The organism is Sulfitobacter aquimarinus (genome assembly GCF_040149565.1).
GTDB lineage: Bacteria > Pseudomonadota > Alphaproteobacteria > Rhodobacterales > Rhodobacteraceae > Sulfitobacter > Sulfitobacter aquimarinus.
Window position 1 is genome coordinate 23,477 of sequence record NZ_JBEFLO010000015.1, and the last position, 22,506, is coordinate 45,982.

Sequence of the window (22,506 nt, forward strand, 5' to 3'; positions counted from 1 at the left end):
GGTCGTCGGTAAAGGAAGCGGTTTTAAATTCAGTTGCCTGAGTTAGAGGCCTGACGCAGCGACGATTGCGCGGCAGTCGATACTTTCTCCAACTCTTCCTGAAGCGTGCGCCGTGCTTGGGCCATTGCGGCATCGCGGTGCTCTCCCAGCAGGTCGTCCTCACGCCGTGTCGAGGGCAAAAGCGCACCGATCAGCGCACCCATGCCGACCGCCAAGGCGCCAACGGCAAGCGGTTGGTCATGCATAAAGGTCTGCGATTTGCGGGCGGCAATGCGCGCCTTCTCTTCGACCTTTTCCTGCACCTCAAGAACCGATTTACGGGCTTCAATCACACGGGCACGTGCCTCGGGCGAAAGCGAGTCCAGTCCGTCGTTCAGTTTAGCGCGCAACCATGCGGCACGCGGCGTTGCTTCGGGTTCCATCATACCAGTGGCCCTTTCATTAAGTTTCTCTTCTGCTGCAGCGACCCGTGCGTCAAAGCCGGTGTATGCTTCATCCGCTGGGACAAGCGTTGCCTTGGGCGGTTGCACCTCGGGGCGGGAGCCTGTGCCGGTGAACAACAGGCCAAGGCCCGCGCCTACCAGCGCAAATGCAGCGGGGTTCTGACGTGCAGCGCCCCATGCCTGCCGCCCGATGTCGCCGCCGTAGGCTTCCGCAACAACGGCGGCCTGGCTTTGGATGTTTTCGGGGCTGATCGCACGCGACAATGAGTCGAGCGATGCGGCAAGCTTTTGACGTTCGCCAGCGGCGTCGCGTTGAATGGAATCGTATTTAGACATTTGTGGCTCCTTTCACGGCGGTGGCATCGCGCTGCAAGTTATTGAGCGTATGCGACGGCTCGAGAGCGGCAGGGGTAAGGCGCGATTTTCCGACGAAAACCAAAACGATGGCGACGATCAATACAGCGCCGCCAACGATCCCTGCCGATGTTCCGGCCGACAGGCCAGTCGTCGCGAGGTAGGCGACCAAAGCACCAGTCAGAACGTTCAGCCCTGTGAGCGCCAGAATAACGGCAACGACCAACAGGCCGATACCGACAGCTGCACGCGAGATGTTGTTAGAAATCTCGGCCTTGGCCAAACGCAGTTCGGTCTGCATCAGGTTTGTGAAATTACGCAGGACGTCTACCAGAAGGGTAGGGGCCTGTCTGGGATCAGGATGCGACATCGTAACCTCGCGGAGTTGGTTTAACCTCATCCGGTGCGCCCCATGGGTCCGCATCGACACGGCCGTAATCGACTCTCTGCGGGTCGCGTGCTTTCAAAAAGCGCGTGGCTGCAAAGCCGAGCAGGGCAGCACCGCCGATAAACAGGGCGGGGTTCTTTCGTGCAAAGCTGCTCACCTCGTGGGCGACACTGCCAAGGTCGGCTGTGCGCAACTGCTGTGCGATGCCTTCGACCTGATCGGCAACTTGCTGGGCCGCGCGGGCCTGAAGGCTGTCCGGGTCAAAAGTGTTTGCAGCAGCATCCGCTGCATCCGCCGCATTCGAGACACGGGCCGCCGCGTCATCGCGCAAAGCCTCCGCCTTACGCTCCGCTTGGGAGAACGCTGCCTCTTTGGCGTCGTGACCGATGTCATGCGCCTTGGTTTTCAAATCTTGTGTCAGATCATCATGTTGCATTTTGGTGTCTCCTTTCGGCTGTGCAGGTTACGAACGTTTCGTCGCAAGGATACCGATCAGCGCGCCCACACCAACAGCAGCAGCAAGGGAAACCGCAGGGTTGCGGCGCACAAAGGTCGTGGCATCAGCCGCGAGGTTCTGAATGTCGACATTCGTCTGCGCCTTGAGCGTTTCTGCCATATCATCGAACGAGGGCATAGCCTCTTTGGCGCGGCCAAAAGCGGCCTGTGCGACGTTGTCTTTTGAGGAGTTCAGCGTGTCCTCGCCAATGTGCTTTGGCTCTACATCGCTGGTGGTTGTTTTGGATTTGGAAGCGGTTGCTTTCGATTTCGTCATATCATTTCCTCCTGGGTTGCCATATCAACGTGCGCTGGTCAGAAAGAGTTCCATGCAAAGTTTCGGCGGGTCCTTGGGCGCTTGGGTCCCCATCGCAAATCCATGGGGGCCGAATGGGCCGCTGTAATGGGAAAAGCCAGCCCATCACCGACAGCGAACACCCCGCGATGCCGCCCACAGCGGCCACGGGACATGGGGCTTTGTATTTATGCGCTGTGCGGTTGAGGCAGGCCTGACGGCGCGGGTGGTCGTCAGGTGGAACAAGGCGGGTGGCTTAGTCCTTGGCGTCTGGGCGGTCGCTTTGTCCGCGGTGGTCCATGAAACGGCTGGTCCAAAGAACGCTCGCCGCCAGTAATGCGGCGACCAATGACAGCACGCCATAGCCCAACCCCGCCGCAAGCCCCACGGCCCCCGCGACCCACAGGCTGGCGGCTGTAACCATGCCGCCCACGCGGTTATCACCCTGAATGATTGCGCCCGCGCCAAGAAAGCCCAAGCCCCCGACCAGCCCCTGAATAACACGTGACGGATCAGAGGGCAGGCCCGCTGCGACCATGTCACGGGCCATCTCGATCGAGATGATGGTAAACAGAGCGGCACCAAGCGACACCATCATATAAGTGCGGATCCCGATGCGGCGTCTGCGCACCTCGCGGTCCAGCCCCAGCACGGCCCCCGCCGCCAGCGCACAGGCCAACCGTGCCAGCCAGTCGGCATAGTGATCTGCCTGAGAAAAGATGCCTGCAAATTCCATGGTGAGCCTTTCAAGTTACGCAGTCAAACGTGCCGCAGGGCGCTGTAGTTCCGCCAAGGCAAAGCGCAACGCTCCTTACCAGCGTCAGAAAATCGCCAAGAAAAATTACCGACAAAAGGATTGGAACGATCCGCGATACTGCTTGTTGTATCCCCAACGGAAACAAATCCAAAGGAGATAGATATGACCCTTGAGACACTTAAAGACGTATATACAGACCAACTTCAGGACCTGTGGAGCGCCAATAAGCAATCGCTTGAAGTCGTGACAAAACTGGGCCGCGCCGCGCAGGATAAAGAGCTGTCCGAAGCGTTGATCCGCGCAGGGTCAGGCATCAGCGACGGCATGGAAAAGATCGCCGAGATTTGCAACCGCCATGACATTGATCCCAGCGGCGAGCACTGCAACGGGATGGAGGGTCTGGTGAAAGAAGCCCACGCCCACGTTCTGGACGCAAAATTCGGCAGCGATGACGTGCGCGACGCGATGATTATCACGCAGTACCAGCGCATGGTGCATTACGCGCTTGCCGGCTATGGCTGCCTTGTGGCCTTTGCAAACCGTCTCGACCTTGATGAAGACGGTGCGATCTTGCAGGCCTGTCTGGATGAAACCTATGAGGGTGACCGCACGATGACGGACATCGCGACGGGCCATGTGAACAAAGAAGCCGCGTAAATCCGCGACTTCCGACCCCATCAAAACGGCTCCGTTCTGCGGAGCCGTTTTTTGTTGCTCTATTCTTCTTCTGTCGCCTTGATCAGAAGGCGGCGCAGATCACCCATCGAGACGGGCTTTTGCAGCACGTTATCGTTTGGGTCGATGAACGGGATTTGCCCAACGTCATAGGCGGTAATGTAGACATAAGGGATGCCGCGCGCCGCAAGGATTTTTGCAATCGGCTCGGATGTTTTGCCTTTGCCAAGATTTACATCAAGGCAGGCCATATCAATCTCCATGTCTTGCGCCATGTCCAATGCGTTGCCCAGATGCGTCGAGGGGCCGACAACTTCGAACCCCAGATCTTCCAGCGCGTCGGCCATTTCAAAGGCGATCAGGACTTCGTCCTCGACAATAAAAATCCGCTTTTGTTCGGAGGTCATATTTTTAATCCTTTTGGCTTAGTGGTAATTCCAAACACCATGTGAATCCGCTTTGGGGGTAGTCGATAACGACTGTCCCTTCCGTTTCAGCGGCAAGGATTTGATCGATGATCTTTGACCCGAACCCCTTTGTCGTAGGGACAACAGGTTCGGGCCCGTCAAGTTCCGTCCAGGTAATTCTTACAAGGTCGTTACCGGGTGAAACATAGGCCCAATCCATTAATACACGGCCCTGCGGCATGCTTAGGCTGCCGTGCTTTACGGCGTTGGTGCCCAGCTCGTAAATGGCCATGGACAGGGCCATCGCGATGCGGGAAGGCACTTCGATCTTGGTTCCCGAAACTTCGATCCGGCCCCCGGCGATGCGGCCGATCGTGTCTTCGACGATTCTGCCGATCTCTGCACGGTCCCAGCGGTTCCCGATAAGTTGGGAGTGTGCCTTTGCGTAGGCGTCAAGCCGGTCGTCGATCGTTTCACGCGCGGCGGGCGGTGTGTCGGTCCCGCGCAACGATTGGCTGACGATGGATTTCACAACGGTAAAGGCGTTTTTCACACGGTGGTTCAGCTCTGCGATCATGACGTTTTGCTGGTCCATCAAGTGCCGCTCGTTGTCGATGTCGACCAAGGCGATTGTAGCGCCGCGCACGCTGCCGTCATCCGCCAGCACGGGGCGTCCGATGATGCGTATCCACACCCGCGTGCCATCGCCGCGGTGGTATTGCACGTCAAGCTCGGCGTAGTCGACGTTTTCGCGGATCACTTTTGCCAGCGGGTATTCGTGGCTTTGAACGCGGCTGCCGTCGGCGTAAAAGGAATTCCACTCCCCGTAGGAGTCCACATTTTCAGAAGTATAGATCGACTGCCCTAGCAGCTCCTCGGCGTAGGAATTGCCCATCGTGATCCGGCCGCTTGGCGCTTCGGCCACGATCACCCCGATGGGCATCGTTTCCAGCATCGCTTCCAGAAAGCTGATCCGCTCCAGCGAGGCCTGTTCGACCATGGTGGTCTTGGTTTGATTGCGCAAAAGATCGCTCAGCTGTTGCTTGAGCATATCGTTCTCCGCCTGGAGATGTTCTAGTTTCCCGATGTCCATAATGTCGCACCTTCCCCTTAGGTGCCAAGAGATGGCACGGGTGCCCGACTTATCCAGTATTTTCTCGCGCAGTTATGCGTTAATCTTGGGTCGTGTCGCCCAAAAACCGGCTAAGGGTTTGGCAGCTTTCCAATTCGTCGCAGATGATTTTCAGCACGATCAGCACGGGCATGGCGACAACCATCCCGATCACCGACCAAATCCATGCAAAAAATGCCACGAACAAGAAGACGATAGTGGTGTTCAGCTGCATCCGCTTGGAGATAAGCAGCGGCGTCACCAGCTGCCCTTCAAGCGAGGTCAGCGTCATATAGGTGGCAAAGGCGCCGAAGGTGATCCACGGCTCGCCAAAGCTGACAAAAGCAACGGCACCTGCGATACACGCGCCCAGAATCCCCCCGATGAAGGGGACGAAATTCAATGCGAAGGCCATAAAACCAAAGATCAACGGCCCGGGCAGACCCCACAACGACATTGCCGCACCGATAGTGATGCCAAGCCCTGCGTTGATCAACGTGATGCCGCCCAGATAGCGCCCCAACCGCTCTTCTATCGCGTGCAGAATAGAAACGGCGCGGCGTTTGTCATCAAAGCTGCCGAGGCTTTGGACCGTCTTTTGCAAAAACGTGTCACCCGAAGAGACGAGAAAGAACAGCAGTATCAGCGCGAAAAGGATGCTGCTCAGCAGACCCGGCGCTGTGGTGAAAATGGCGGTGGCAATGCCGCTGCGGGAGACGATCTCGACTTCGACGGTGTCTGGCGATTGGTCATCAATGATCTCCTCAGCGGCGGTTTTTGCGTTGTCGATGGTCTCTAACGTGCCGCCGGTCGCCGCCAGCTTAAGCTTGATCTGCTCCACAAGGGCGGGCAGGTCCTCGAGCAGTTGCGCCGTTGGCGCGCTAAGCTGGACCAGCAGCAACAGCAGGAACCCCGTCAGGACGGCCGTGAACAACACCGCCGATAGAAAGGGCGGGATGCCCAGTCTTTGCAAATAGCGACGTGGACGGTTCAGCACGAAATACCCCAGAAACGCCGCGGTAACAGGGACAAGGAAATCAGCCGCCCACACCATGCCTTGCAGTAGCATCATCAAGAAAATCCCGATGACCGCGACCTTCAGCCATGTGCTGTGGGTCTGTGCGGCGGTGGTGTTGCCTGTGTCGTCCTCCGTCCCGTTCAGCATGATCTGTCCCTATCCCTGGGGCCTGCGCGAATAGCGGAGGCGATGGTGTTTAACAGTCACAACGCGCAGGGGGCACAATCGTTCAATGTCTTTGCGTGAAATCGGAACTACCCGATTTCATGCAACCAAACAGCACTGCGGGCGTTGAGTTGGGAACATAAGGGCGCATCGGGCGCTTGGAAACAAACAACGCAAGGCTCTATTATGGATCTCATTCGCATCATTCTGTCCGTTATCATCCCTCCGCTAGGCGTTTTCCTACAGGTCGGTTTCGGCAAGCATTTCTGGCTCAACATCCTGTTGACCATTCTGGGCTACATCCCCGGTCTGGTTCATGCGGTCTACATCGTTGCGCGAAAATGAGCGCCGTGCCGCAGAGCGAGCTGGACCGCCTCGATCGGCTGTCGACGTTGCTGGATGCGAAATACCGCATCCCGTTCACGCCGATCCGTTTCGGGTGGGATAGTATTCTTGGGCTGATCCCCGGTGTGGGCGATGTCGCGGCGCTGGGGCCATCGGCCTATCTGATCGCCAAGGCCGCGCAACTGGGTGCCCGCAAGCGGGTGATCGGCAGAATGGTCGTCAACACGGGGCTGGATTTTACAATCGGCGCGGTGCCGTTGGTCGGGGATGTCTTTGACTTGGTTTTCAAAGCCAATAACCGCAACTTTGACTTGTTGCGCGCAGAGCTGTCGCGCCAGCCTGACGCGGGGGTGCCACCGCTGCCTTCCCAAAAGGGCTAAACAAACTACTGTCTGGCCACGGTTAGATAACCCTCAGAACCAGCGCGGCGATAAGCGTGTATGGCACCAGCGCCAGCATCAGCAGAAGACCGTCGCGGGCAAAGATGCCAATACCCAGCAGAGCGATGGACACGCCGATCAGCGATGATGAAAACGGCACAAGCTCCAGCAAGGGCAGCACCGCACCCGACAGCACGCACAGCCCTTGAGGGATGAGAACAAGCGGGCGATGGGTCAGCACGGTAAAGCGTGAATGCGTGCGGCGGTCGAGCCATTCTACAAAAGGACGTATCCGTTCGAACATGCCATGCACCCGCGAGCGGGATGTTTGCAGGTCCAATAGCCATTCGGGCAGCCAGAGACTTTCGCGTCGGACTATCATTTGCGCGGAGACCAAAAAGATAATTATCCCCATCGTCGACGAAAACAAAGGTATCCCGCTTAGGGGTGTAACCAGCGCCAAGGCAGGCACAATGAGCAGCGGCGCAAAGCTGACGCTGCCGACCAGACCGACGATCTCGCCCACGCTGATCTGCGAACTGCCTTCTGCATTCTCGATCTGTTCGAGCATGCCAGTGAGGTTTGCCGTGCGTGATGACATCTGATTTTCCTGAACTGTTGCGCGTGCGTTAGATAGCAAACCACCGTGTCCGTGATCTGGTTCCCTCCTTTTGCATAATGGCCTGTCTGGGAACCAAAGGCGGGCAGCACGGGTTCTAATGCCAAAGACGACGGCGCCGTCGACACAGCGCCTGAAGACGACACAAAACTCTCATTATTCTGCGCCCGCCCCAAATGGCGGTGCGCGGCACATCAGACAAGGATGCACGACATGGCAAGTTTTTCAGAAGGCGACAGCGTAAAGTGGCAATGGGGTGATGGCGAGGCCGAGGGCAAAGTCCAATCAGTATTCGAGGAAAAGACCACCCGCACCATCAAGGGGAACGAGGTAACCCGCAAGGGCACCAAGGATGACCCCGCCTTGTATATCAAACAGGATGACGGGGACGCGGTTCTCAAACTGGCCTCCGAGGTCGATGCCGCATGACGGCGGGTCTTGTCTATGTTTCGGATGCGGAACCGGGGATCATGCGCCGCCGTTGCGGTCGCGGGTTTACCTATGTCGCACCGGACGGGACGACGATCGCACGCGGGCGCGAGCGAAAGCGCATTCAGGCGCTTGCCGTGCCGCCTGCCTATGAAGATGTGTGGATTTGCCCCAAAGCGAACGGGCATCTTCAGGCCACGGGGCGCGATGCACGGGCGCGCAAGCAATACCGCTACCACCCTGATTGGACAGCCACGCAGGCCGCCACCAAATTCGATATGCTTCCCCGCTTTGCAGAGGCTCTGCCGAAAATCAGGCGCAGGGTGGCGCGTGATCTGGACGATGACCCCGGCGACGAAACCTTTGCCCTTGCCGCAGCCGTGACGATGATTGATCGCGCCGCGCTGAGGGTCGGGCATGAGGAATACACCCGCGAGAATGGCACTTATGGTGCGCTCACCCTCAAACGCAGACATCTGTGCATGGGGGACGACGGTATCACGCTGCGCTTTACCGCCAAAGGCGGCACCAAAGTCCGCAAAACGCTTGGCGACAAAAAGCTGCAAAAGCTGCTTGGTAAAATCCATGACGTGCCGGGAGCCACGCTTTTGTCTTGGGTCGATGACGCGGGGCAGGGGCATAGCCTATGCTCGCGACAGCTCAACAGCTACCTCGCCGATGCGGCAGGGCTGGAGGAGATCACGGCAAAGGCGTTTCGCACATGGGCAGGCACTGTTGCGGCGTTCGAATGCGCCGAACAAGGCGACGCAACGATCAAGGATGTCTCAACGGCTGCGGCGCGCCGTTTGCACAATACGCCAACCGTTGCGCGCAACAGCTATATCCATCCCGCCGTCATTGACTTGTGCGGCGGGCCCGTGACAACGCCAGCGCCCGTGCGCAAGTCGGGCCTATACGCCGCCGAGCAACGCTTGCTTGGGCTGCTGACAGATCTTGCATAAATAGCAAAAGACAGCTCCTTTGGGGAATGACAAAGGGGCTGTGCCGCCTTTGGCCAAAGTTTGACACATCAAGTGCCCATGGAACGATCAGGCCAAGCGCCGCGTTTGGTTGGGATCCATGGAGAATGAGAATGCCAGACACTGCGTGCAAAGAATCCAAGGCCGTTGAATCCGCCGAAGCCCTGTCCCCCAAGCTCATCTTCGAAGTGGTCCGCCGTGACGGAGCAGACGAGCTGAGGCGCCCGACACTCTCGCTGATGTGGTCGGGGGTGGCCGCTGGCTTGATGATCTCGCTGTCGGTACTGGGCGAGGCGGTATTTCGCACCTATCTGCCGGATGCGCAGTGGTCCTATCTGGTTGAAAATCTGGGCTATAGCTTTGGGTTTATGGTGGTCATTTTGGGGCGGATGCAGCTTTTTACCGAAAACACGATCACCACGGTGCTGCCTTTGATGCAGGAGCCGACGCCCTATATGCTGGCCAGTGTCGCCAAGCTTTGGTTTGTGGTGCTGGCGGCCAATGTGGTCGGCGCGTTCGGTGCGGCACTTGCCTTTGCCTATACCTCTGCCATCCCGCCCGAGCTGTTGCCCGCGATTGAAGAGCTGTCGCGCCATGCCACAAGCTTTGCGCCGTTCGAGGCCTTCCAGCGGGCAATTCCTGCGGGTGTTCTGGTGGCGGCAATTGTGTGGATGATGCCGCAATCCGAGAATTTTGGCTTTTTCATCATCCTTGTTTTTACGTGGATGATTGCGGCGGGGGATTTTACCCATATCGTTGCCGGCTCGGTCGAGATGGCCTTCCTGATGGTGCAGGGCATGTTGCCTATCTACGACGCGGTGTTCGGCTTTTTTCTGCCCGTGTTTGTCGGCAATGTTCTGGGCGGCACGGTGATTTTTGCCTTGCTGGCCTTTGGTCAGGTCCGCCACGAATTGAAAAACTAGCGCGGGCGGGGGCCTAGAAGTCGGGCGTGTCGGGGTGGAAGTCCTCGACCTTGAAAGTCACCTCGAAAACGTAGCGCCCGCCCGTCTGTGCCGCCTGCATCTGTCCGCCAAGCTGTAGCGCGAAGGCGTTCATCAATTCGCTTCCCAAACCTGTGCTTTCGGTGGGCGATTGGGTGCCGATGACATTCTCGATGCGCAGGCTGCATTGATCGCGTTCTTGCGCAAGCCGCACCAGTAGGGCAGGGCGCTCGCCGTCAGCGGGGCCAAGATGTTTCATCGCATTCGTCATCGCTTCGGCCGCCAACAGCGACAGCGGGACCGCCTGATCGGGAAACAGAAACACGGGGCCGATCGCAATGTCATATTCCGAGGACGTGGGGTCAGCGACCCCAAGCTCCAACGATTTTTGCACGATTTCGGACACAAGGTTTGCCGCATCCACACGCCCGCCGTGCTGGGACTGGTACAAATCGCGGTGAATAGTGGCGAGGCTCAGCACACGGTCCTGCACCCGCGAAAGAACCGCCTTTGTCTCGGCCTGGCTGGCCGAACGGATCTGCATGTTCATGATCGAGGCGATAAGTTGGAGGTTGTTTTTTACGCGGTGATGCACCTCTTTGATCAGCACGTTCTTTTCGCGCAAGCTGTTTTCCAGCTTTGCCTCCTCGTGCATAATTTCGCCGGAAAGGTCGGTGAAATTGTCATTGAGCGCCTGAATCTCGTGGGGCATGGAGGGCCGCGCATCGGTTGCGGCGACGCTTCGGTTGCGAGAAAACGCATCCATGTCACGGCGCAACCGCGACAGATGGCGCAGCACCAATGTGTAGATCGACAACAGCGCGACACCCATGCTGGCCAGCCACATCAGCACGGGAAAAACAGCAGGCTGGACCAGCACACCCAGCTTTTGGGACAGGCCGTTTTCGACGCGCCAGATTCCGAGCACCGTGGCAGAGCTGCCTGCGATCGGGGCGACGGTGTAGATGCGCGGCGCGCCGTTGGTGTTGGTGGCCACAAAGCTGTGGCGCTCGCTGCGGTCAAGCGTCTCGAGCGCGCGGTCCTGAGGCAGCTCGGCCGGATCAAACGCAGCGCCAGTGCGGCTGAGTGCGATTTCGCCATTCGCGTCAAAGGTCAGCAGATCGATGTTGCCAAGCGAAGAACCGGTACTGATCTGCGGCAGCTGGTCATGGGGCATAAAAAGAACAATGTGGCCTGCGGGGTCGTCGCCCGACGGATAGGGCGCGGTCAGCAGAAAGCCGTCGCGCTCGTCCACAGGGTTGCGCGCAGACAGAACAAGACCCGGCGCAGTGCCGTTGACCAACGTTTGCAGACTGCTCTGGTCGGTGGCGGATAGACCCTGCGCGGCAGAGCTGCACCCGACGGGCCCGCTGAGCGGTACAATTCCGATAAAACCATAGGTCGGGCGCGTCTCGACAAACTGCGCCAGCGTCTCACGACACTGCGCCGGATCGCGGATCAACTGGTCGCTGCTTTCGGACAGGAACCGCATCATATCAGCGGCCCGTCGCAGCGTAAGCTCCTGCACGCTGGCCGTGCGGGTGGTCACGCCCAGCAACGCCAGCTTTTCACTTTTCGCCGCCTGTTCTTCGACCAAACTCGTCTGGTAAATCGCCACAGCCCCAAGCGGCAGCAGTGCCAGCGTCAACAGCGCGACAATCTGGAACCTGAGGCTGTAGAGCCAGTTTGCCTTGATCATGAAGGCAGGCCGGGGCTTCCGATGACGGCCATGGTCGCAGTGTCTGTCAGCTCCAGATTTTCGCTCTCGTCGAGGTGCAAAAGCTCGGTCAATCTGGCGCGGGCACGGTTGACGCGGCTTTTGATCGTGCCGGTCGCCACGCCGCATGTCTCTGCGGCCTCGTCATAGGAAAAGCCCTGCGCGCCCACAAGAACAAGCGCCTCGCGTTGCTCGACGGGGAGTTGGGCGAAGGCTTGTTTGAAATCCATCATTTGCAAACGGCCGTCGTGTTCGGGTTTGACGGAGAGTGTGTCGGAAAAAACATTGTCTACATCCGCCACTTCGCGGTTCACCTTGCGGGTGCTGCTGTAAAAATTGTTGCGCAGGATTGTGAAAAGCCATGCGCGCATGTTTGTTCCAGGCTGGAATTTGTCCAGATTTGTCCATGCTTTCAAAACCGTATCCTGCAACATATCATCTGCAGTGGAACGGTTTCGCGTCAGGCTAAGGGCAAAGGCACGCAGCGCGGGAAGATGCGTAAGCATTTCGTCTTTCGGGTCGGGAAAGCTCATTTCGGGCCCTTTTCCTGTAAGTCCTGTGCGCGCAGCACAGACAAAAGGTCTGTAATCTCGCCAGGCATCCCGTCTTCCTCAAGCTCGGCGAATACCTGTTTGAGATTCATGTCGATCAGTTGCTTGATTTCGTCATTTCCTTCATCTTCACCCGGTGTCATGATCGCTTTGCCCTCAAAAAAACTACGTAGTTATGGAACTAAACAGCCTCATCGCTGTTTGGTTCCTATAAAGCATGAAAAAAGGTCGATAAAAATGAATACTGCGGCTGACGAAACCACGTTTTCCGATCGCATAACGGCTGAGATGGTATATCTGCGCCGTTATTCCCGAGCGTTGACAGGTTCGCAAAAGCGCGGCGACGCGTATACAGTTGCCACACTTCAGGCATTGCTCAAGGATCGCACCCCTTTTGACAACGATCATCCCGCCAAGGTGAATCTGTTCAAGTGCTTTCACGCAATCTGGACCAGTTCCGATCAGCGCCCTGACGGCGAGGAAGGCGGGCTGCGTGCGCGGGCGCAGGGGTTGTTGTCAAATCTGACATCTAACTCACGCGAGGCGCTGCTGCTGCGCACCGTCGAAGATTTCAGCCATGAGCATGTGGGTGTGATCATGGGTATTGATGTGGATCAGGTCAAAGCTCTCATTGCCACCGCCAACGCCGAGCTTGCGGATGCTTTCAAAGGGCGCGTTATGATTATTGAGGACGAGCCGATCATTGCGGCCGATTTATCTTCGATGGTCAGCAGCCTTGGCCACACGGTGACCGGCATCGCACGCACCCGCCAGCAGGCCGTTGATCTGGGCAAAAGCGAGCCTGCGGACCTTATTCTTGCGGATATCCAGCTTGCCGATAATTCATCGGGGATTGATGCGGTCAACGACCTTATGGAAATGATGGACGTGCCTGTAATTTTCATCACTGCATTCCCCGAACGTCTGCTCACCGGTGAGAAATCCGAACCCGCGTTCCTGATCTCCAAACCGTTCAGCGAGCTTCAGGTCAAATCCGCCGTGAGCCAGGCAATGTTCTTTGCCTCGACAGAGACGCTGCGCGGATAAATAGATCGGACCCGCGGCGCTGCCTGCGGGTCCGTCCAATGCGAATGCGAATATCCGTGGTGCCAGCGGGGTTGGTTCGGCCCATACGCCCCGTGCGTCAGTCGTGACAAAGTCGCCACGGGTTCACAGTGCAATCACCTTCGTAGCACTCTGAGAACCAAGGCCCCCACGAACAGCACCAAAAAGACGAAAAACAGAATTTGGGCGATCCCCGCAGATGCGGACGCGATCCCGCCAAATCCGAACAGGGCGGCCACCAGTGCGATGATCAAAAAGACAATTGCATAACTGAGCATGATGCTCTCCTTTGTTTGCGTATCCGCCACCCGGAGGTGGCATATTTGGCAAATCAACAGGATAGCGCGTACAGAAGTTCCATGCTTTCTGGGAACTCTGTTCGGGTGTGCTTTAACGCAGCGCATAAGCAAGCGTTCGGCGCATCTAGTTCAGAAAACCCCTCATCGCTTGGGCGTAAAGTTCGGGGAACTCGATATGCGGGGCGTGGCCGCAATCGGGCAGGCTGTGGACCCTACAATCCGGCATCAACTCCGTAAGTTGTGCTGCATGGGCAAAGGGCGCAAAATTGTCTTCCTCTCCCCAGATCGCAAGGCTTGGCGTGGTGATCTGCGGCAACTGCGCGTGCAACGCCTGCCGCGGCCCCTCAAGGTAGCCTTGCGTTCCCACCAGCCCGCGCAGCTGGCGTAGGAATGCGTGACGGGACGGGCCATCGGTGATCAATGACACGCGCCGCGCCGCAAACTTCAGCAACCGCCACGCGTTATCGCTTTGCGTGGCGTTGCGCAGCACGCGCAAACCTGATGCGGTCGGGCGGGTGACGATCTGGTTCAGCAGTCGGGGCAGGGGAGCATTCAACGTCACGATGGTATCCACCCCGATGCCCGCAGGCGCAGTAAGGACAAGCCGCCGCACCTGTTCAGGACGCGCATACGCGATCTGAAGTGCGATGCGTCCGCCAAGGCTCCAGCCATCAAGATCAAAGAGCGGCAGATCAAGCGCCTCAACCATCCCTTGAGCATGGGCAAGCATATCGTCAGGGCCATAGGTGCAGTCCGCGGGTTTGTCCGTCTTGCCGCAGCCCAGAAGGTCAAAGGCGATTACCTCGCGGTCACGGGCCAGCGGCATGATGGTGCCGACCCAATCCTCGACCGTGCCCCCAAGCCCGTGAAGCAGGACCAGCGGCACACCGCCCTGCCCGACGCGCCAAAAGCGCGTCTTCACATCGCCAATGGTGACGTATTGATCGGGAAATGTCATCGGTGCGCGTTATCCCTGCGGCCCATTGGCCGCCTCGCGTATTTGCGATGCAAAGCCGTCAAAGTTTGGCGCGTGAAGCATCAAAGTTCCCGTAGCGGCGATCTGTTGCATAGCCTCGCTGCTGTGGCTGTCAGGTCCGGGACCCGGTTCGCGCAGGACAACGGCCATGATCCGCCCCGGATGACGCGTGACCGCATCGCGGTAGACAAAGGCGTCATGCTGGCCCGTGTCGCCCACCAGCACAAACCGCAGATCAGGATTGGCAGCGAGGACCGTATCAATGCTGGAGCCCTTGTGGTCGCCGTGGGTGCCGGTGATGAACTGTCCCTCGCTCAGCCCAAGATCGCGCAAAAACATCGGGCCGCGCCGCAGCTTGGTCCGCGTGAAAATGCTGGCCAGAAAATGGTGCAAATTCCATGGGCTGGAGCTGACGTAATAGACAGGGTTGCGGCCCTGCGCGCTGAGGCTATCGACAAAGCGGATGGCATCGGGAAAAATATGCCGCGTGCTGACGTTGCCTGTCATCGAGGTCCACAGATTTTTGACCAGCGAATAGGCGCCCGTTTGCAACATCGTATCATCCACGTCCGAGATAACGCCGAATTGCGCACTGCTGTCGGCGATCAGCACGGGGCAGGGCACGCTGCCCTCACGGCCCGTGATGCGCACCTCTATGTCGGTCCAGCCGCTGACATCGCCGCGCGGCAGCTTCAGGGTAAAGTATCCTTCTTCGTCCGACAGGGTCGTGACGCCCTGCGCGCCCACTTCGACATCGGCAACTTCATCGGTGAAAAACAGGCCAAGCATTTGTTTGAAATTGGTCCAGCGCGATTGTGCCGCCCGCAGGTCCGAGCGGCGCAGCGATGTGAGGACACGGCCCCGAACCAGCAGATGTTCAGGCGTCGCATAGCCGATATAGGGCTCGATCACGCGGCGGGTGTCGCGCTGGCCTCTCACGGTGTCAAAAAGACGCTCAAGCCCCCAGACCGTGTTGTGCAGTAGTTTCTTTAACACGCGTTATCCGTCCGAGGCTGTTTGTTGCTGCAAAGGCAGGGGTTCCTTGAACGTCAGCGTACGGTAGGGGAACGGAATTTCAATCCCCGCATCATCCAACGCACGTTTCACCGCCGAGACCACCTCATCGCGGGAGGCGCGGATTTCCACGGGCTTCGATCCCGTCCACCACGCAACCTCGAAGTTGATCGACGACGATCCGAACTCTTGGGCAAAAACCTGAACGGGACCTTGCTCTGTCTCGACACTGTCGCAAGCGGTAACAGACTGCGAAATGATGTCACGGGCCTGATCTACATCCGTATCATACGAAACGCCGCAAATCACTTCGACGCGGCGGAAGTCTTCGTTGGTGCGGATTTTCACGGGGTTCTTGAACAGGACCGAATTGGGCACAATCACCAGCTGCCCGTCGGTCTGGCGGATGTGGCTTTCGCGCATGGCGATATGGCGGACCTCCCCCTCGATGTCCTGACATTCGATATAATCACCGATGCGCATTTCACGGCGGAAAAGAATGATGATCCCCGCGAGAAAATTTTCGAACACGTCTTTAAACGCAAACCCGATTGCGACAGAGCCGATGCCAAGGCCCGCCAGAATGCTGGACGGCGTGAGGCCGGGGAACATGACGACAGCGGCGATCATAATTCCTGTCGTGATGATGACGATCGAAACGGCGAGGCTAATCAATTCCTGCAAGCTGCGGCGCAAACGCGTTCGGCTCAACGCCCGCTTCACAACATAATGAACCAGCTTGTTGATCAGCACCGCAACGATCACGACGATCACCGCGATTATGATCTGGGGCACTGCTTCGATTGAACCGCGCATTATTTCTCTGAGCTGGTCGACGAGGATTTCTTCTGGCTGCACGGTCTGTCTCCTTGTTAACGTGCAAACCCATCAAACGGCAGTTGGTTCCTTAAGTTGTTTGATAAACGGTATCGTGGCCTTGGGGGTTTCTCCCACAAGGGCACAAGCTTTTCGGACCGTGCGAAGCCACGATCAGCCTTCGCGAGTTAGACTAAAATACATCCTGCATGATGCGCGACGTATCCCGAAAATATCACATAATCATCATTATCGCGCAGGGCGCATACCCCGCGGCGGCCTGGAAACTGCCGCGGGGTGCTTTGGGTTGCGCGTCTTACAGACCCGTATCCATCAACGCTTTGATCGCCGCTTCGGAGGTGCCCGCCACCACGCGGCCCAGCTCGTCCTTGCCGCGCAATACGATCAGGGTCGAGCGGCGGGGGATTTGGCGCGAAACGGTGACGTCGGCGGTTTTGTAGGTGTCCCAGTCGACCTTGATAAAGGTGATATTCGCGTCATAGGCAGGGTTGCTGTCGCGCAGCGCGTTGATCACGCGGCCCTGACGCTTGCACGTCCCGCACCATGTCGCGGAATAATCGACGAACACCGTTTTACCCTCGGCAAGTGCTGCCTCAACCGCGCCGGGGGTGTAGTCAATAAAACCCGCCGCACGCAGCGCTTGGGGCAGTGTGGTTGCAGCCGCAGCGGCAGCCAGAAAAGTACGACGGTCCATATGAAGTCTCCTGATGGTTTAAAGAGCGACAGAGAGGTCTTGCAGCCAGATCGGCATTACCTCCAGCGCCCATGCTTCGATAATGTGATTGATCCCGAACAGCAGCATCAGACCCACGGCGATAAAGGTCACGCCAAGGATCGGTTTCGAGCGTTCGGCCAAGCCGCGCAACGCCTGTGCGCGGGTGCGAATCGCTTCGCGTGCGCCAAGGCCCAGCCCGATGATCAGGGTCGATACGCCAAGCGCAAAGAACACCATGATCAGCCCCGCAAAACCAAGGTTCTCGCCCTGCGAGGCAAGCGCAATCGCCCCGCCCAGTGTCGGCCCGATGCACGGCGACCAGACCGCGCCCAGCAACAGACCGCCCAGAAACTGGCCCTTCATGCCCGTGGCATCAACGCGGTTCATTCGGGTATCCGCGCCCGCGGCAATGCCCGCCGTTGCCATCTCGAACCGCTGTGCGAACATCGGCACGACCAGCACGATCCCGAAGACGATCATCACCGCCGCACCAATCTGCGCCACGCGGTCTTGGGTCAGGCCAATCGCGGGGCCGAAGGCCGTGACGAACAGACCAAAGGCCACAAAAGACACGCTCATCCCCGCCGCCAGGGCGACAGGCCCGTAGCGGTCGGCGTTCAGCGCACTGACCAGAACGATCGGCAGCACCGGCAGGACGCAAGGGTTGATCAGCGTCAACAAGCCCGCAAGATATGCAAAGACAAATTCCATAGCGAAGATATTGCCGCTGGCGGCACACACGGCAATGGGAAACACGCTGACGCGCTGTCACGATCCTGTCAGGGTTTTGTAATGGCGCAGGCGTGCAGCTAATCCTTGCGTCGCTGCGCTTCTGCCTTCATATTCTAATAATAGAATTTGTTAGGGGCCGATATGACACTCACCAGACGCGATTTCATTTCCCGCAGTGCGGCGGGCTCTGTGGCGGGCGCGTTGGGTCTGCTGCCCAGCCTTGCGCCTGCGCAAATCGCCATGGGCGATATGCAGATCGACGTGGTCAGCGACGGCTCGCTTACCCTGCCGGGCGGGTTTATCTTTGATCCGATGCCCAAAGACGCGCTGGCGCCCATCCTTGAGAAATACCAACTGTCCCAAGACGTGCTGACGCCGCAGTGCAATGTGACCCTGCTGCGCATGGGGGACCGCGTGGTGCTGTTTGATGTAGGCTCCGGTCCCGATTTCGCGCCCAATGCGGGCACGCTGCTGACCTCGCTTGAGGGATTGGGCGTGACGCCCGAGGACGTGACCGATGTGGTCTTTACCCACGCGCACCCCGACCATCTGTGGGGGCTGCTGGATGACTTTGACGACCCGCTGTTCACCAATGCGCAATATATGATCGGTCAGGCCGAGTGGGACTATTGGACCAACCCCAACACCGTGAGCGAGATCGGCGATGCCCGTGCCTCTTTCGCTGTGGGGGCCGCGCGGCGGCTTGCCATGATCGAAGATAGCGTCACGTTTTTCAAAGACGGGGACGAGGTGATGCCCGGCGTCGCCGCCCGCGCCAGCTTTGGCCACACCCCTGGCCATATGGCGCTTGAAGTGCGCAACGGCTCGGAGGCGGTGATGATCCTTGGCGATAGCATCGGCAATCATCATGTGGCGTTCGAGCGGCCCGAGTGGGCATCAGGCTCGGACCAAGACGCAGAGACGGCGATCAAGACGCGGCTGTCGCTGCTGAATCAAGCGGCCACCGACAAGATGCGTGTGATCGGCTATCACCTGCCCGGTGGTGTGGGATATGTCGATAAAACCGCCAGCGGCTACAGCTTTGTCGCGGGGGGCTGAGCGATGAAATACCTCACACTTATCTGCGTCCTCGCCGCCGTCCCCCTTTGGGCAAGCGAGGACATCGCCGACCAATATCCAGCCTCTGTCTTGTATTCGAAACCTGTCGAGGTGATCCCCCATGTCTTTTCGGCCATCGGGGCCACCGCGCCGCCGACCTATGAAAACGCGGGCCACAACAACAACCTCAGCTTTATCGTGACGGACGAAGGCGTGGCCGTGGTCAACGCCGGCGCCTCCTACGAGCTGGCCGAGGCGCTGCACGCCGAGATCAAGGCCGTCACCGACCAACCTGTCGTCGTCGTGTTCAACGAAAACGGCCAAGGCCACGCGATGCTGGGCAACTCCTACTGGACTGCCCAAGGGGTCGAGGTGGTCGCCCACACCGACGCCGCCGCCGAGTTCGAGGAATACGGGCCCAACGCCCTGCGCGCCGCCCAAGCGCGGGTGAAAGAGCGCGCGGCAAAGACCACGCTGGCCGCGCCCACCACCCTGTTCGACGACAGCTATACCGTTACCTTGGGCGGCGTACAGATCGAAGCCCGTCACCTTGGCCCTGCCCACAGCCCTGGCGATATTGTCGTCTGGCTGCCACAGCAAAGCCTTGTGATCGCGGGGGACATGGCCTTTCACGAACGCATGCTCCCGATCTTTGAACACACCGGCACCGCCGACTGGATCGAGACATGGGAGACCGCGTTCGAGCCTTTGGGCGCGACCTATGTGATTCCCGGTCACGGGCATCCGACAAACATGGCGCAGGTGCGCCGCTATACCCGCGACTACCTTGTCTATCTGCGCGAAAAAGTCGGTGCGCATCTGGAGCAAGGCGGCGATCTGGCCGAAGCCTATTACGTCGACCAGTCGCCCTATGCCCACCTTGATACCTTCGAGGAGCTGGCCACGAAAAACGCGGGCCGCGTTTATGAGCAGATGGAGTTCGAATAGCGCCCCTCAGGCGGTGCGCATCTGTGCGGATGACAGCAAAAGATGCGTAGTCATCGCGCCCAGCCACATGCAAAACAACGCGACCCATGCGGTCAGCGCAAAGATTGAGCCGCCCGACATGCCTGCCCCCACGGCGCAGCCGCCTGCCAGCATACTGCCAAACCCCATCAGGGTCGCGCCCAATAAATACCGCTCCATCGGGGTGTCGGGGCCAAAGCGCTCAATCCGTGCTTCGCGGGTGATTAGAGCCATCGCGCCTGCGCCAATGAAGACACCCGGCACAAGGCCGAGGCCAAAGCTCCACGGCAGTTCCGCCGCGTTCACCAATCCCATCAGCGTATCAGTCGACGGCCCTGTGAACGTGACGGAGGAGATGGGAACCACCTCGAACGAGGCGGCAGCGACGGCATAGGTCAGCATCCAGCCCAGCCCCACAGCCGCCCCGACGCCTGCCGCCGCAATCATCCGGCTGCGCGGCACAAGCTGACGGTGCGCAAGAAGCAACGCCACGATCAGCCCGCCCGTGGCAAGCGCGGCAACCACAGGTGCGGTCAAACCCAGCAAGGCCAGAATGCTGCGGCTATCGCCCCCTTGCACCAACCAAAGCGCTGACAGGTTTTCGCGCAAGGGCGACAGCACCCCGCGCAAGGAGGCTTGGGCCACAAGGGTCAGGACCAGCCCCGTAATCAGGGCGCGTAAATTGCCCGTCGCGCTCAGCACCAGCAGGCGGCTGGCGCAGCCGCGGGCAAGGATCATACCAGCGCCAAACATCAACCCGCCAAGGATCGCGCCCGACATGCTGCCTGTCGCAATCAGCTGGCGCGTGTTGGAGACATCCAGAACCCCTGTCGCAACCGATCCCTGAACCAACGCTACAGCGGCACAAAACGCAATCAACCAGATAGCCAAGCGCGGGCCAAAGACGCCGCCCGCGACCTCGACCGTGGCGGCACGCAGGCAAAAGCGTGAATGTTGGGCGGCTGCTCCGAATACAAGGCCCGTCACCGCGCCCGCAATGGCCAGCACGGGACCTTCGGTGAGGGTGTCCAGCAGGGTTTCAATCATCATGTCGCCCTCTGTACTACTCGGGGTGCGCGTCTACTGCGCTGCCAGTGGCATTCGCGCCAGTTGGCACTGCGCCCACAACTCTTCCAACGCGCCGATCAGATGCGCGATGTCGGCATCGCTGTGTACGGGTGAGGGCGTGATGCGCAGCCGCTCGGTTCCCTTGGGCACAGTGGGGTAGTTGATGGGCTGGATGTAGACGCCGTAATCTTGCAACAACTTGTCAGAGATGAATTTACACTTGTGCGGATCGCCGACCATCACGGGGATAATGTGGCTGGGGTTTTCCACATGCGGGATGCCGATGCTATCAAGTTGGGCGCGTACTTGGGCCACGCGCTCTTGCTGGGCTTCGCGCTCGGAACTGCTGGCCTTGAGGTGGCGGATCGAGGCCGCCGCCCCTGCCGCCACGGCAGGTGGAATGGCGGTGGTAAAGATGAACCCGCTGGCAAAACTGCGCACAAAATCACACAAGTCAGCAGAGGCCGCGATATATCCGCCCATGACGCCAAAGGCCTTGCCAAGCGTCCCTTCAATCACCGTGAGGCGGTCCATCAGACCCTCCCGCTCGGCGATGCCGCCGCCGCGCGGACCGTAAAGGCCAACGGCGTGGACTTCGTCCAGATAGGTCATGGCGTTGTATTTGTCAGCCAGATCGCAAATCTGCGCGATAGGGGCGATGTCGCCGTCCATGGAATAGACACTCTCGAAGGCGATCAGCTTGGGGCGCTCCAACGGCAGGCTCGCCAGCTTGGCCTCAAGATCCGCGAGATCATTGTGTTTCCAGATCATCCGCTCCGCCTTTGAATGGCGGATGCCTTCGATCATCGACGCATGGTTGAGCGCGTCTGACAGCACCACACACTCCGGTATCTTGCCCGCAAGCGTGCCAAGCGCCGCCCAGTTCGAGACATAGCCCGACGTGAACAGCAACGCAGATTCCTTGCCGTGCAGATCGGCCAGCTCGGCCTCGAGCAGGACATGCTCGTGCGTGGTGCCGGAGATGTTGCGCGTGCCGCCCGCCCCTGCGCCGCAGCGATCAAGCGCTGTGTGCATTGCGTCCAGAACGGTGGGATGCTGGCCCATGCCCAGATAATCGTTCGAGCACCAGATGGTCACATCGCCTGTCGTCTCACCGCGGGCTGTGGCGCGGGGGAACGCGCCGCGATGACGCTCAAGATCGGCAAAGACGCGGTAGTTACCCTGCGCGCGCAGATCATCCAGCGCCGTCTCGAAAAAAGTTTCGTAGTTCATCAGAATTCCACAGCCTCGGTTGCAATCTCGTGCAAGAGCGCTTCGACCTCTTGCATCGGTCCTTGGGGATAGGGGCGATAGCCGATCATCACTTCGCCGTCGCGGTCCATGACAAAGATGCCATAAGGACAATGTGCGATGTTCAGCGGGTCGGCCTCCATCATCTTGCGCGACAGCGCGGCAGAGCAAAACACAAAGACCTGCGCCCCGTCATACAGCACGATATCGCTGCCCATGTCGGCGCGGGTCCGTTCCAGCATCTCGCCCACGTGGCTGACGTAGTCGATGACCAGCCCCTTGCCGATGATCGCGCTCTCGACGCTGAATGTCGCGTCCTCGAACGAGCCATCATAGGGATAAAGTTTCGGCGCGTCCTGAGCCGTTGCAGAGAATGCCGCAGCCAGAGTGACTGCAGCGCCAAGCAGTGATGATTTCAACATACGCGTCCCCCGTTTGCACCAAGATGCCCGAA

At 59.0% G+C, this 22,506-nt stretch carries 30 protein-coding genes; 9 read left to right on the forward strand and 21 right to left on the reverse strand.

What is annotated here, in order from left to right; all coding sequences use genetic code 11:
- Positions 1 to 29: 29 nt before the first annotated feature.
- The 5 genes from ABMC88_RS17715 to ABMC88_RS17735 all read right to left on the reverse strand — a co-directional run bounded on the left by ABMC88_RS17715 (position 30) and on the right by ABMC88_RS17735 (position 2,711).
- Positions 30 to 779, reverse strand: coding sequence for a hypothetical protein (locus tag ABMC88_RS17715; protein WP_349578214.1), 750 nt, complete (start codon positions 777 to 779; stop codon positions 30 to 32).
- A complete protein-coding gene (locus ABMC88_RS17720) occupies positions 772 to 1,167 on the reverse strand; it encodes a phage holin family protein (RefSeq protein ID WP_349578215.1) in 396 nt (131 codons plus the stop codon). The genes ABMC88_RS17715 and ABMC88_RS17720 overlap by 8 nt, the downstream gene beginning before the upstream one ends.
- A complete protein-coding gene (locus ABMC88_RS17725; RefSeq protein ID WP_349578217.1) occupies positions 1,154 to 1,621 on the reverse strand; it encodes a hypothetical protein in 468 nt (155 codons plus the stop codon). The genes ABMC88_RS17720 and ABMC88_RS17725 overlap by 14 nt, the downstream gene beginning before the upstream one ends.
- Positions 1,622 to 1,648: 27 nt before the next feature.
- The gene (locus tag ABMC88_RS17730) at positions 1,649 to 1,957 is read right to left on the reverse strand and encodes a DUF883 C-terminal domain-containing protein (protein WP_349578218.1); all 309 of its coding nucleotides are present in this window, start codon (positions 1,955 to 1,957) and stop codon (positions 1,649 to 1,651) included.
- Between the two features lie 274 nt (positions 1,958 to 2,231).
- Positions 2,232 to 2,711: an MgtC/SapB family protein gene (locus ABMC88_RS17735; protein ID WP_349578219.1), complete on the reverse strand. Its 480-nt coding sequence runs from the start codon at positions 2,709 to 2,711 to the stop codon at positions 2,232 to 2,234.
- 183 nt (positions 2,712 to 2,894) lie between these two features.
- On the opposite strand from ABMC88_RS17735, the gene ABMC88_RS17740 reads away from it, so the two are divergent.
- A complete protein-coding gene (locus ABMC88_RS17740) occupies positions 2,895 to 3,389 on the forward strand; it encodes a ferritin-like domain-containing protein (RefSeq protein WP_349578221.1) in 495 nt (164 codons plus the stop codon).
- A gap of 59 nt (positions 3,390 to 3,448) precedes the next feature.
- Here ABMC88_RS17740 and ABMC88_RS17745 read toward each other — a convergent pair whose 3' ends face one another.
- The 3 genes from ABMC88_RS17745 to ABMC88_RS17755 all read right to left on the reverse strand — a co-directional run bounded on the left by ABMC88_RS17745 (position 3,449) and on the right by ABMC88_RS17755 (position 6,090).
- Positions 3,449 to 3,814 carry a response regulator gene (locus ABMC88_RS17745; RefSeq protein WP_349578222.1) on the reverse strand — a complete coding sequence of 122 codons (366 nt, stop codon included), beginning with the start codon at positions 3,812 to 3,814 and terminating at the stop codon, positions 3,449 to 3,451.
- Positions 3,815 to 3,818: 4 nt separating this feature from the next.
- A complete protein-coding gene (locus ABMC88_RS17750; RefSeq protein ID WP_349578223.1) occupies positions 3,819 to 4,865 on the reverse strand; it encodes an HWE histidine kinase domain-containing protein in 1,047 nt (348 codons plus the stop codon).
- A 121-nt stretch (positions 4,866 to 4,986) separates the two neighbouring features.
- Positions 4,987 to 6,090, reverse strand: a complete 1,104-nt coding sequence (locus ABMC88_RS17755) for an AI-2E family transporter (RefSeq protein ID WP_349578224.1) — start codon at positions 6,088 to 6,090, stop codon at positions 4,987 to 4,989.
- 204 nt (positions 6,091 to 6,294) lie between these two features.
- On the opposite strand from ABMC88_RS17755, the gene ABMC88_RS17760 reads away from it, so the two are divergent.
- On the forward strand, positions 6,295 to 6,453 hold the full coding sequence (locus ABMC88_RS17760) for a YqaE/Pmp3 family membrane protein (protein WP_349578225.1): 159 nt from the start codon (positions 6,295 to 6,297) through the stop codon (positions 6,451 to 6,453).
- On the forward strand, positions 6,450 to 6,833 hold the full coding sequence (locus tag ABMC88_RS17765; RefSeq protein ID WP_349578226.1) for a DUF4112 domain-containing protein: 384 nt from the start codon (positions 6,450 to 6,452) through the stop codon (positions 6,831 to 6,833). Before ABMC88_RS17760 ends, ABMC88_RS17765 begins: the two co-directional genes overlap by 4 nt.
- 22 nt (positions 6,834 to 6,855) lie before the next feature.
- On the opposite strand, the gene ABMC88_RS17770 is transcribed toward ABMC88_RS17765, so the two are convergent.
- Entirely contained in the window at positions 6,856 to 7,434 is a 579-nt protein-coding gene (locus ABMC88_RS17770) for an exopolysaccharide biosynthesis protein (RefSeq protein WP_349578227.1), read from the reverse strand.
- A gap of 231 nt (positions 7,435 to 7,665) precedes the next feature.
- Here ABMC88_RS17770 and ABMC88_RS17775 point away from each other — a divergent pair, with 231 nt between their 5' ends.
- From ABMC88_RS17775 to ABMC88_RS17785, 3 genes are all read left to right on the forward strand, one after another.
- Positions 7,666 to 7,881, forward strand: coding sequence for a hypervirulence associated TUDOR domain-containing protein (locus ABMC88_RS17775; protein WP_349578228.1), 216 nt, complete (start codon positions 7,666 to 7,668; stop codon positions 7,879 to 7,881).
- On the forward strand, positions 7,878 to 8,843 hold the full coding sequence (locus ABMC88_RS17780) for a DNA topoisomerase IB (protein WP_349578229.1): 966 nt from the start codon (positions 7,878 to 7,880) through the stop codon (positions 8,841 to 8,843). Before ABMC88_RS17775 ends, ABMC88_RS17780 begins: the two co-directional genes overlap by 4 nt.
- Positions 8,844 to 8,974: 131 nt before the next feature.
- Positions 8,975 to 9,784, forward strand: a complete 810-nt coding sequence (locus tag ABMC88_RS17785; protein WP_439655621.1) for a formate/nitrite transporter family protein — start codon at positions 8,975 to 8,977, stop codon at positions 9,782 to 9,784.
- A gap of 13 nt (positions 9,785 to 9,797) precedes the next feature.
- Here ABMC88_RS17785 and ABMC88_RS17790 read toward each other — a convergent pair whose 3' ends face one another.
- Genes ABMC88_RS17790 through ABMC88_RS17800 form a run of 3 tightly spaced genes read right to left on the reverse strand, consistent with a single transcriptional unit; the run spans position 9,798 to position 12,213 of the window.
- On the reverse strand, positions 9,798 to 11,501 hold the full coding sequence (locus ABMC88_RS17790) for a sensor histidine kinase (RefSeq protein ID WP_349578231.1): 1,704 nt from the start codon (positions 11,499 to 11,501) through the stop codon (positions 9,798 to 9,800).
- Positions 11,498 to 12,052, reverse strand: coding sequence for an RNA polymerase sigma factor (locus ABMC88_RS17795; protein ID WP_349578232.1), 555 nt, complete (start codon positions 12,050 to 12,052; stop codon positions 11,498 to 11,500). Before ABMC88_RS17795 ends, ABMC88_RS17790 begins: the two co-directional genes overlap by 4 nt.
- Positions 12,049 to 12,213, reverse strand: a complete 165-nt coding sequence (locus tag ABMC88_RS17800; RefSeq protein WP_349578233.1) for a hypothetical protein — start codon at positions 12,211 to 12,213, stop codon at positions 12,049 to 12,051. The genes ABMC88_RS17795 and ABMC88_RS17800 overlap by 4 nt, the downstream gene beginning before the upstream one ends.
- 94 nt (positions 12,214 to 12,307) lie before the next feature.
- On the opposite strand from ABMC88_RS17800, the gene ABMC88_RS17805 reads away from it, so the two are divergent.
- Positions 12,308 to 13,117 (forward strand): response regulator, encoded by an 810-nt coding sequence (locus ABMC88_RS17805; RefSeq protein ID WP_349578234.1) that lies wholly within the window; start codon positions 12,308 to 12,310, stop codon positions 13,115 to 13,117.
- Between the two features lie 134 nt (positions 13,118 to 13,251).
- Here ABMC88_RS17805 and ABMC88_RS17810 read toward each other — a convergent pair whose 3' ends face one another.
- The 6 genes from ABMC88_RS17810 to ABMC88_RS17835 form a co-directional block, all read right to left on the reverse strand.
- Positions 13,252 to 13,413 carry a DUF1328 domain-containing protein gene (locus ABMC88_RS17810; RefSeq protein WP_349578235.1) on the reverse strand — a complete coding sequence of 54 codons (162 nt, stop codon included), beginning with the start codon at positions 13,411 to 13,413 and terminating at the stop codon, positions 13,252 to 13,254.
- Between the two features lie 145 nt (positions 13,414 to 13,558).
- Positions 13,559 to 14,392 carry an alpha/beta fold hydrolase gene (locus tag ABMC88_RS17815; RefSeq protein ID WP_349578236.1) on the reverse strand — a complete coding sequence of 278 codons (834 nt, stop codon included), beginning with the start codon at positions 14,390 to 14,392 and terminating at the stop codon, positions 13,559 to 13,561.
- A gap of 9 nt (positions 14,393 to 14,401) precedes the next feature.
- Entirely contained in the window at positions 14,402 to 15,406 is a 1,005-nt protein-coding gene (locus ABMC88_RS17820) for a phosphatase domain-containing protein (RefSeq protein WP_349578237.1), read from the reverse strand.
- 3 nt (positions 15,407 to 15,409) lie between these two features.
- The gene (locus ABMC88_RS17825; protein WP_349578238.1) at positions 15,410 to 16,282 is read right to left on the reverse strand and encodes a mechanosensitive ion channel family protein; all 873 of its coding nucleotides are present in this window, start codon (positions 16,280 to 16,282) and stop codon (positions 15,410 to 15,412) included.
- Between the two features lie 274 nt (positions 16,283 to 16,556).
- On the reverse strand, positions 16,557 to 16,955 hold the full coding sequence (locus ABMC88_RS17830; protein WP_349578239.1) for a thioredoxin family protein: 399 nt from the start codon (positions 16,953 to 16,955) through the stop codon (positions 16,557 to 16,559).
- 18 nt (positions 16,956 to 16,973) lie between these two features.
- Complete coding sequence (locus tag ABMC88_RS17835) at positions 16,974 to 17,732, reverse strand: cytochrome c biogenesis CcdA family protein (RefSeq protein ID WP_349578240.1); 759 nt, start codon at positions 17,730 to 17,732, stop codon at positions 16,974 to 16,976.
- Positions 17,733 to 17,849: 117 nt separating this feature from the next.
- Here ABMC88_RS17835 and ABMC88_RS17840 point away from each other — a divergent pair, with 117 nt between their 5' ends.
- Entirely contained in the window at positions 17,850 to 18,767 is a 918-nt protein-coding gene (locus ABMC88_RS17840; RefSeq protein ID WP_349578241.1) for an MBL fold metallo-hydrolase, read from the forward strand.
- Positions 18,768 to 18,770: 3 nt separating this feature from the next.
- On the forward strand, positions 18,771 to 19,715 hold the full coding sequence (locus ABMC88_RS17845; protein WP_349578242.1) for an MBL fold metallo-hydrolase: 945 nt from the start codon (positions 18,771 to 18,773) through the stop codon (positions 19,713 to 19,715).
- A gap of 6 nt (positions 19,716 to 19,721) precedes the next feature.
- Here the strand turns inward: ABMC88_RS17845 and ABMC88_RS17850 are convergent, their stop codons facing one another.
- Genes ABMC88_RS17850 through ABMC88_RS17860 form a run of 3 tightly spaced genes read right to left on the reverse strand, consistent with a single transcriptional unit; the run spans position 19,722 to position 22,471 of the window.
- Positions 19,722 to 20,780 carry a YeeE/YedE family protein gene (locus tag ABMC88_RS17850; protein ID WP_349578251.1) on the reverse strand — a complete coding sequence of 353 codons (1,059 nt, stop codon included), beginning with the start codon at positions 20,778 to 20,780 and terminating at the stop codon, positions 19,722 to 19,724.
- Positions 20,781 to 20,813: 33 nt separating this feature from the next.
- Positions 20,814 to 22,034 (reverse strand): 5-aminolevulinate synthase, encoded by a 1,221-nt coding sequence (gene hemA, locus ABMC88_RS17855; RefSeq protein WP_349578243.1) that lies wholly within the window; start codon positions 22,032 to 22,034, stop codon positions 20,814 to 20,816.
- On the reverse strand, positions 22,034 to 22,471 hold the full coding sequence (locus ABMC88_RS17860) for a DUF302 domain-containing protein (protein ID WP_439655622.1): 438 nt from the start codon (positions 22,469 to 22,471) through the stop codon (positions 22,034 to 22,036). The genes hemA and ABMC88_RS17860 overlap by 1 nt, the downstream gene beginning before the upstream one ends.
- Positions 22,472 to 22,506: the final 35 nt, after the last annotated feature.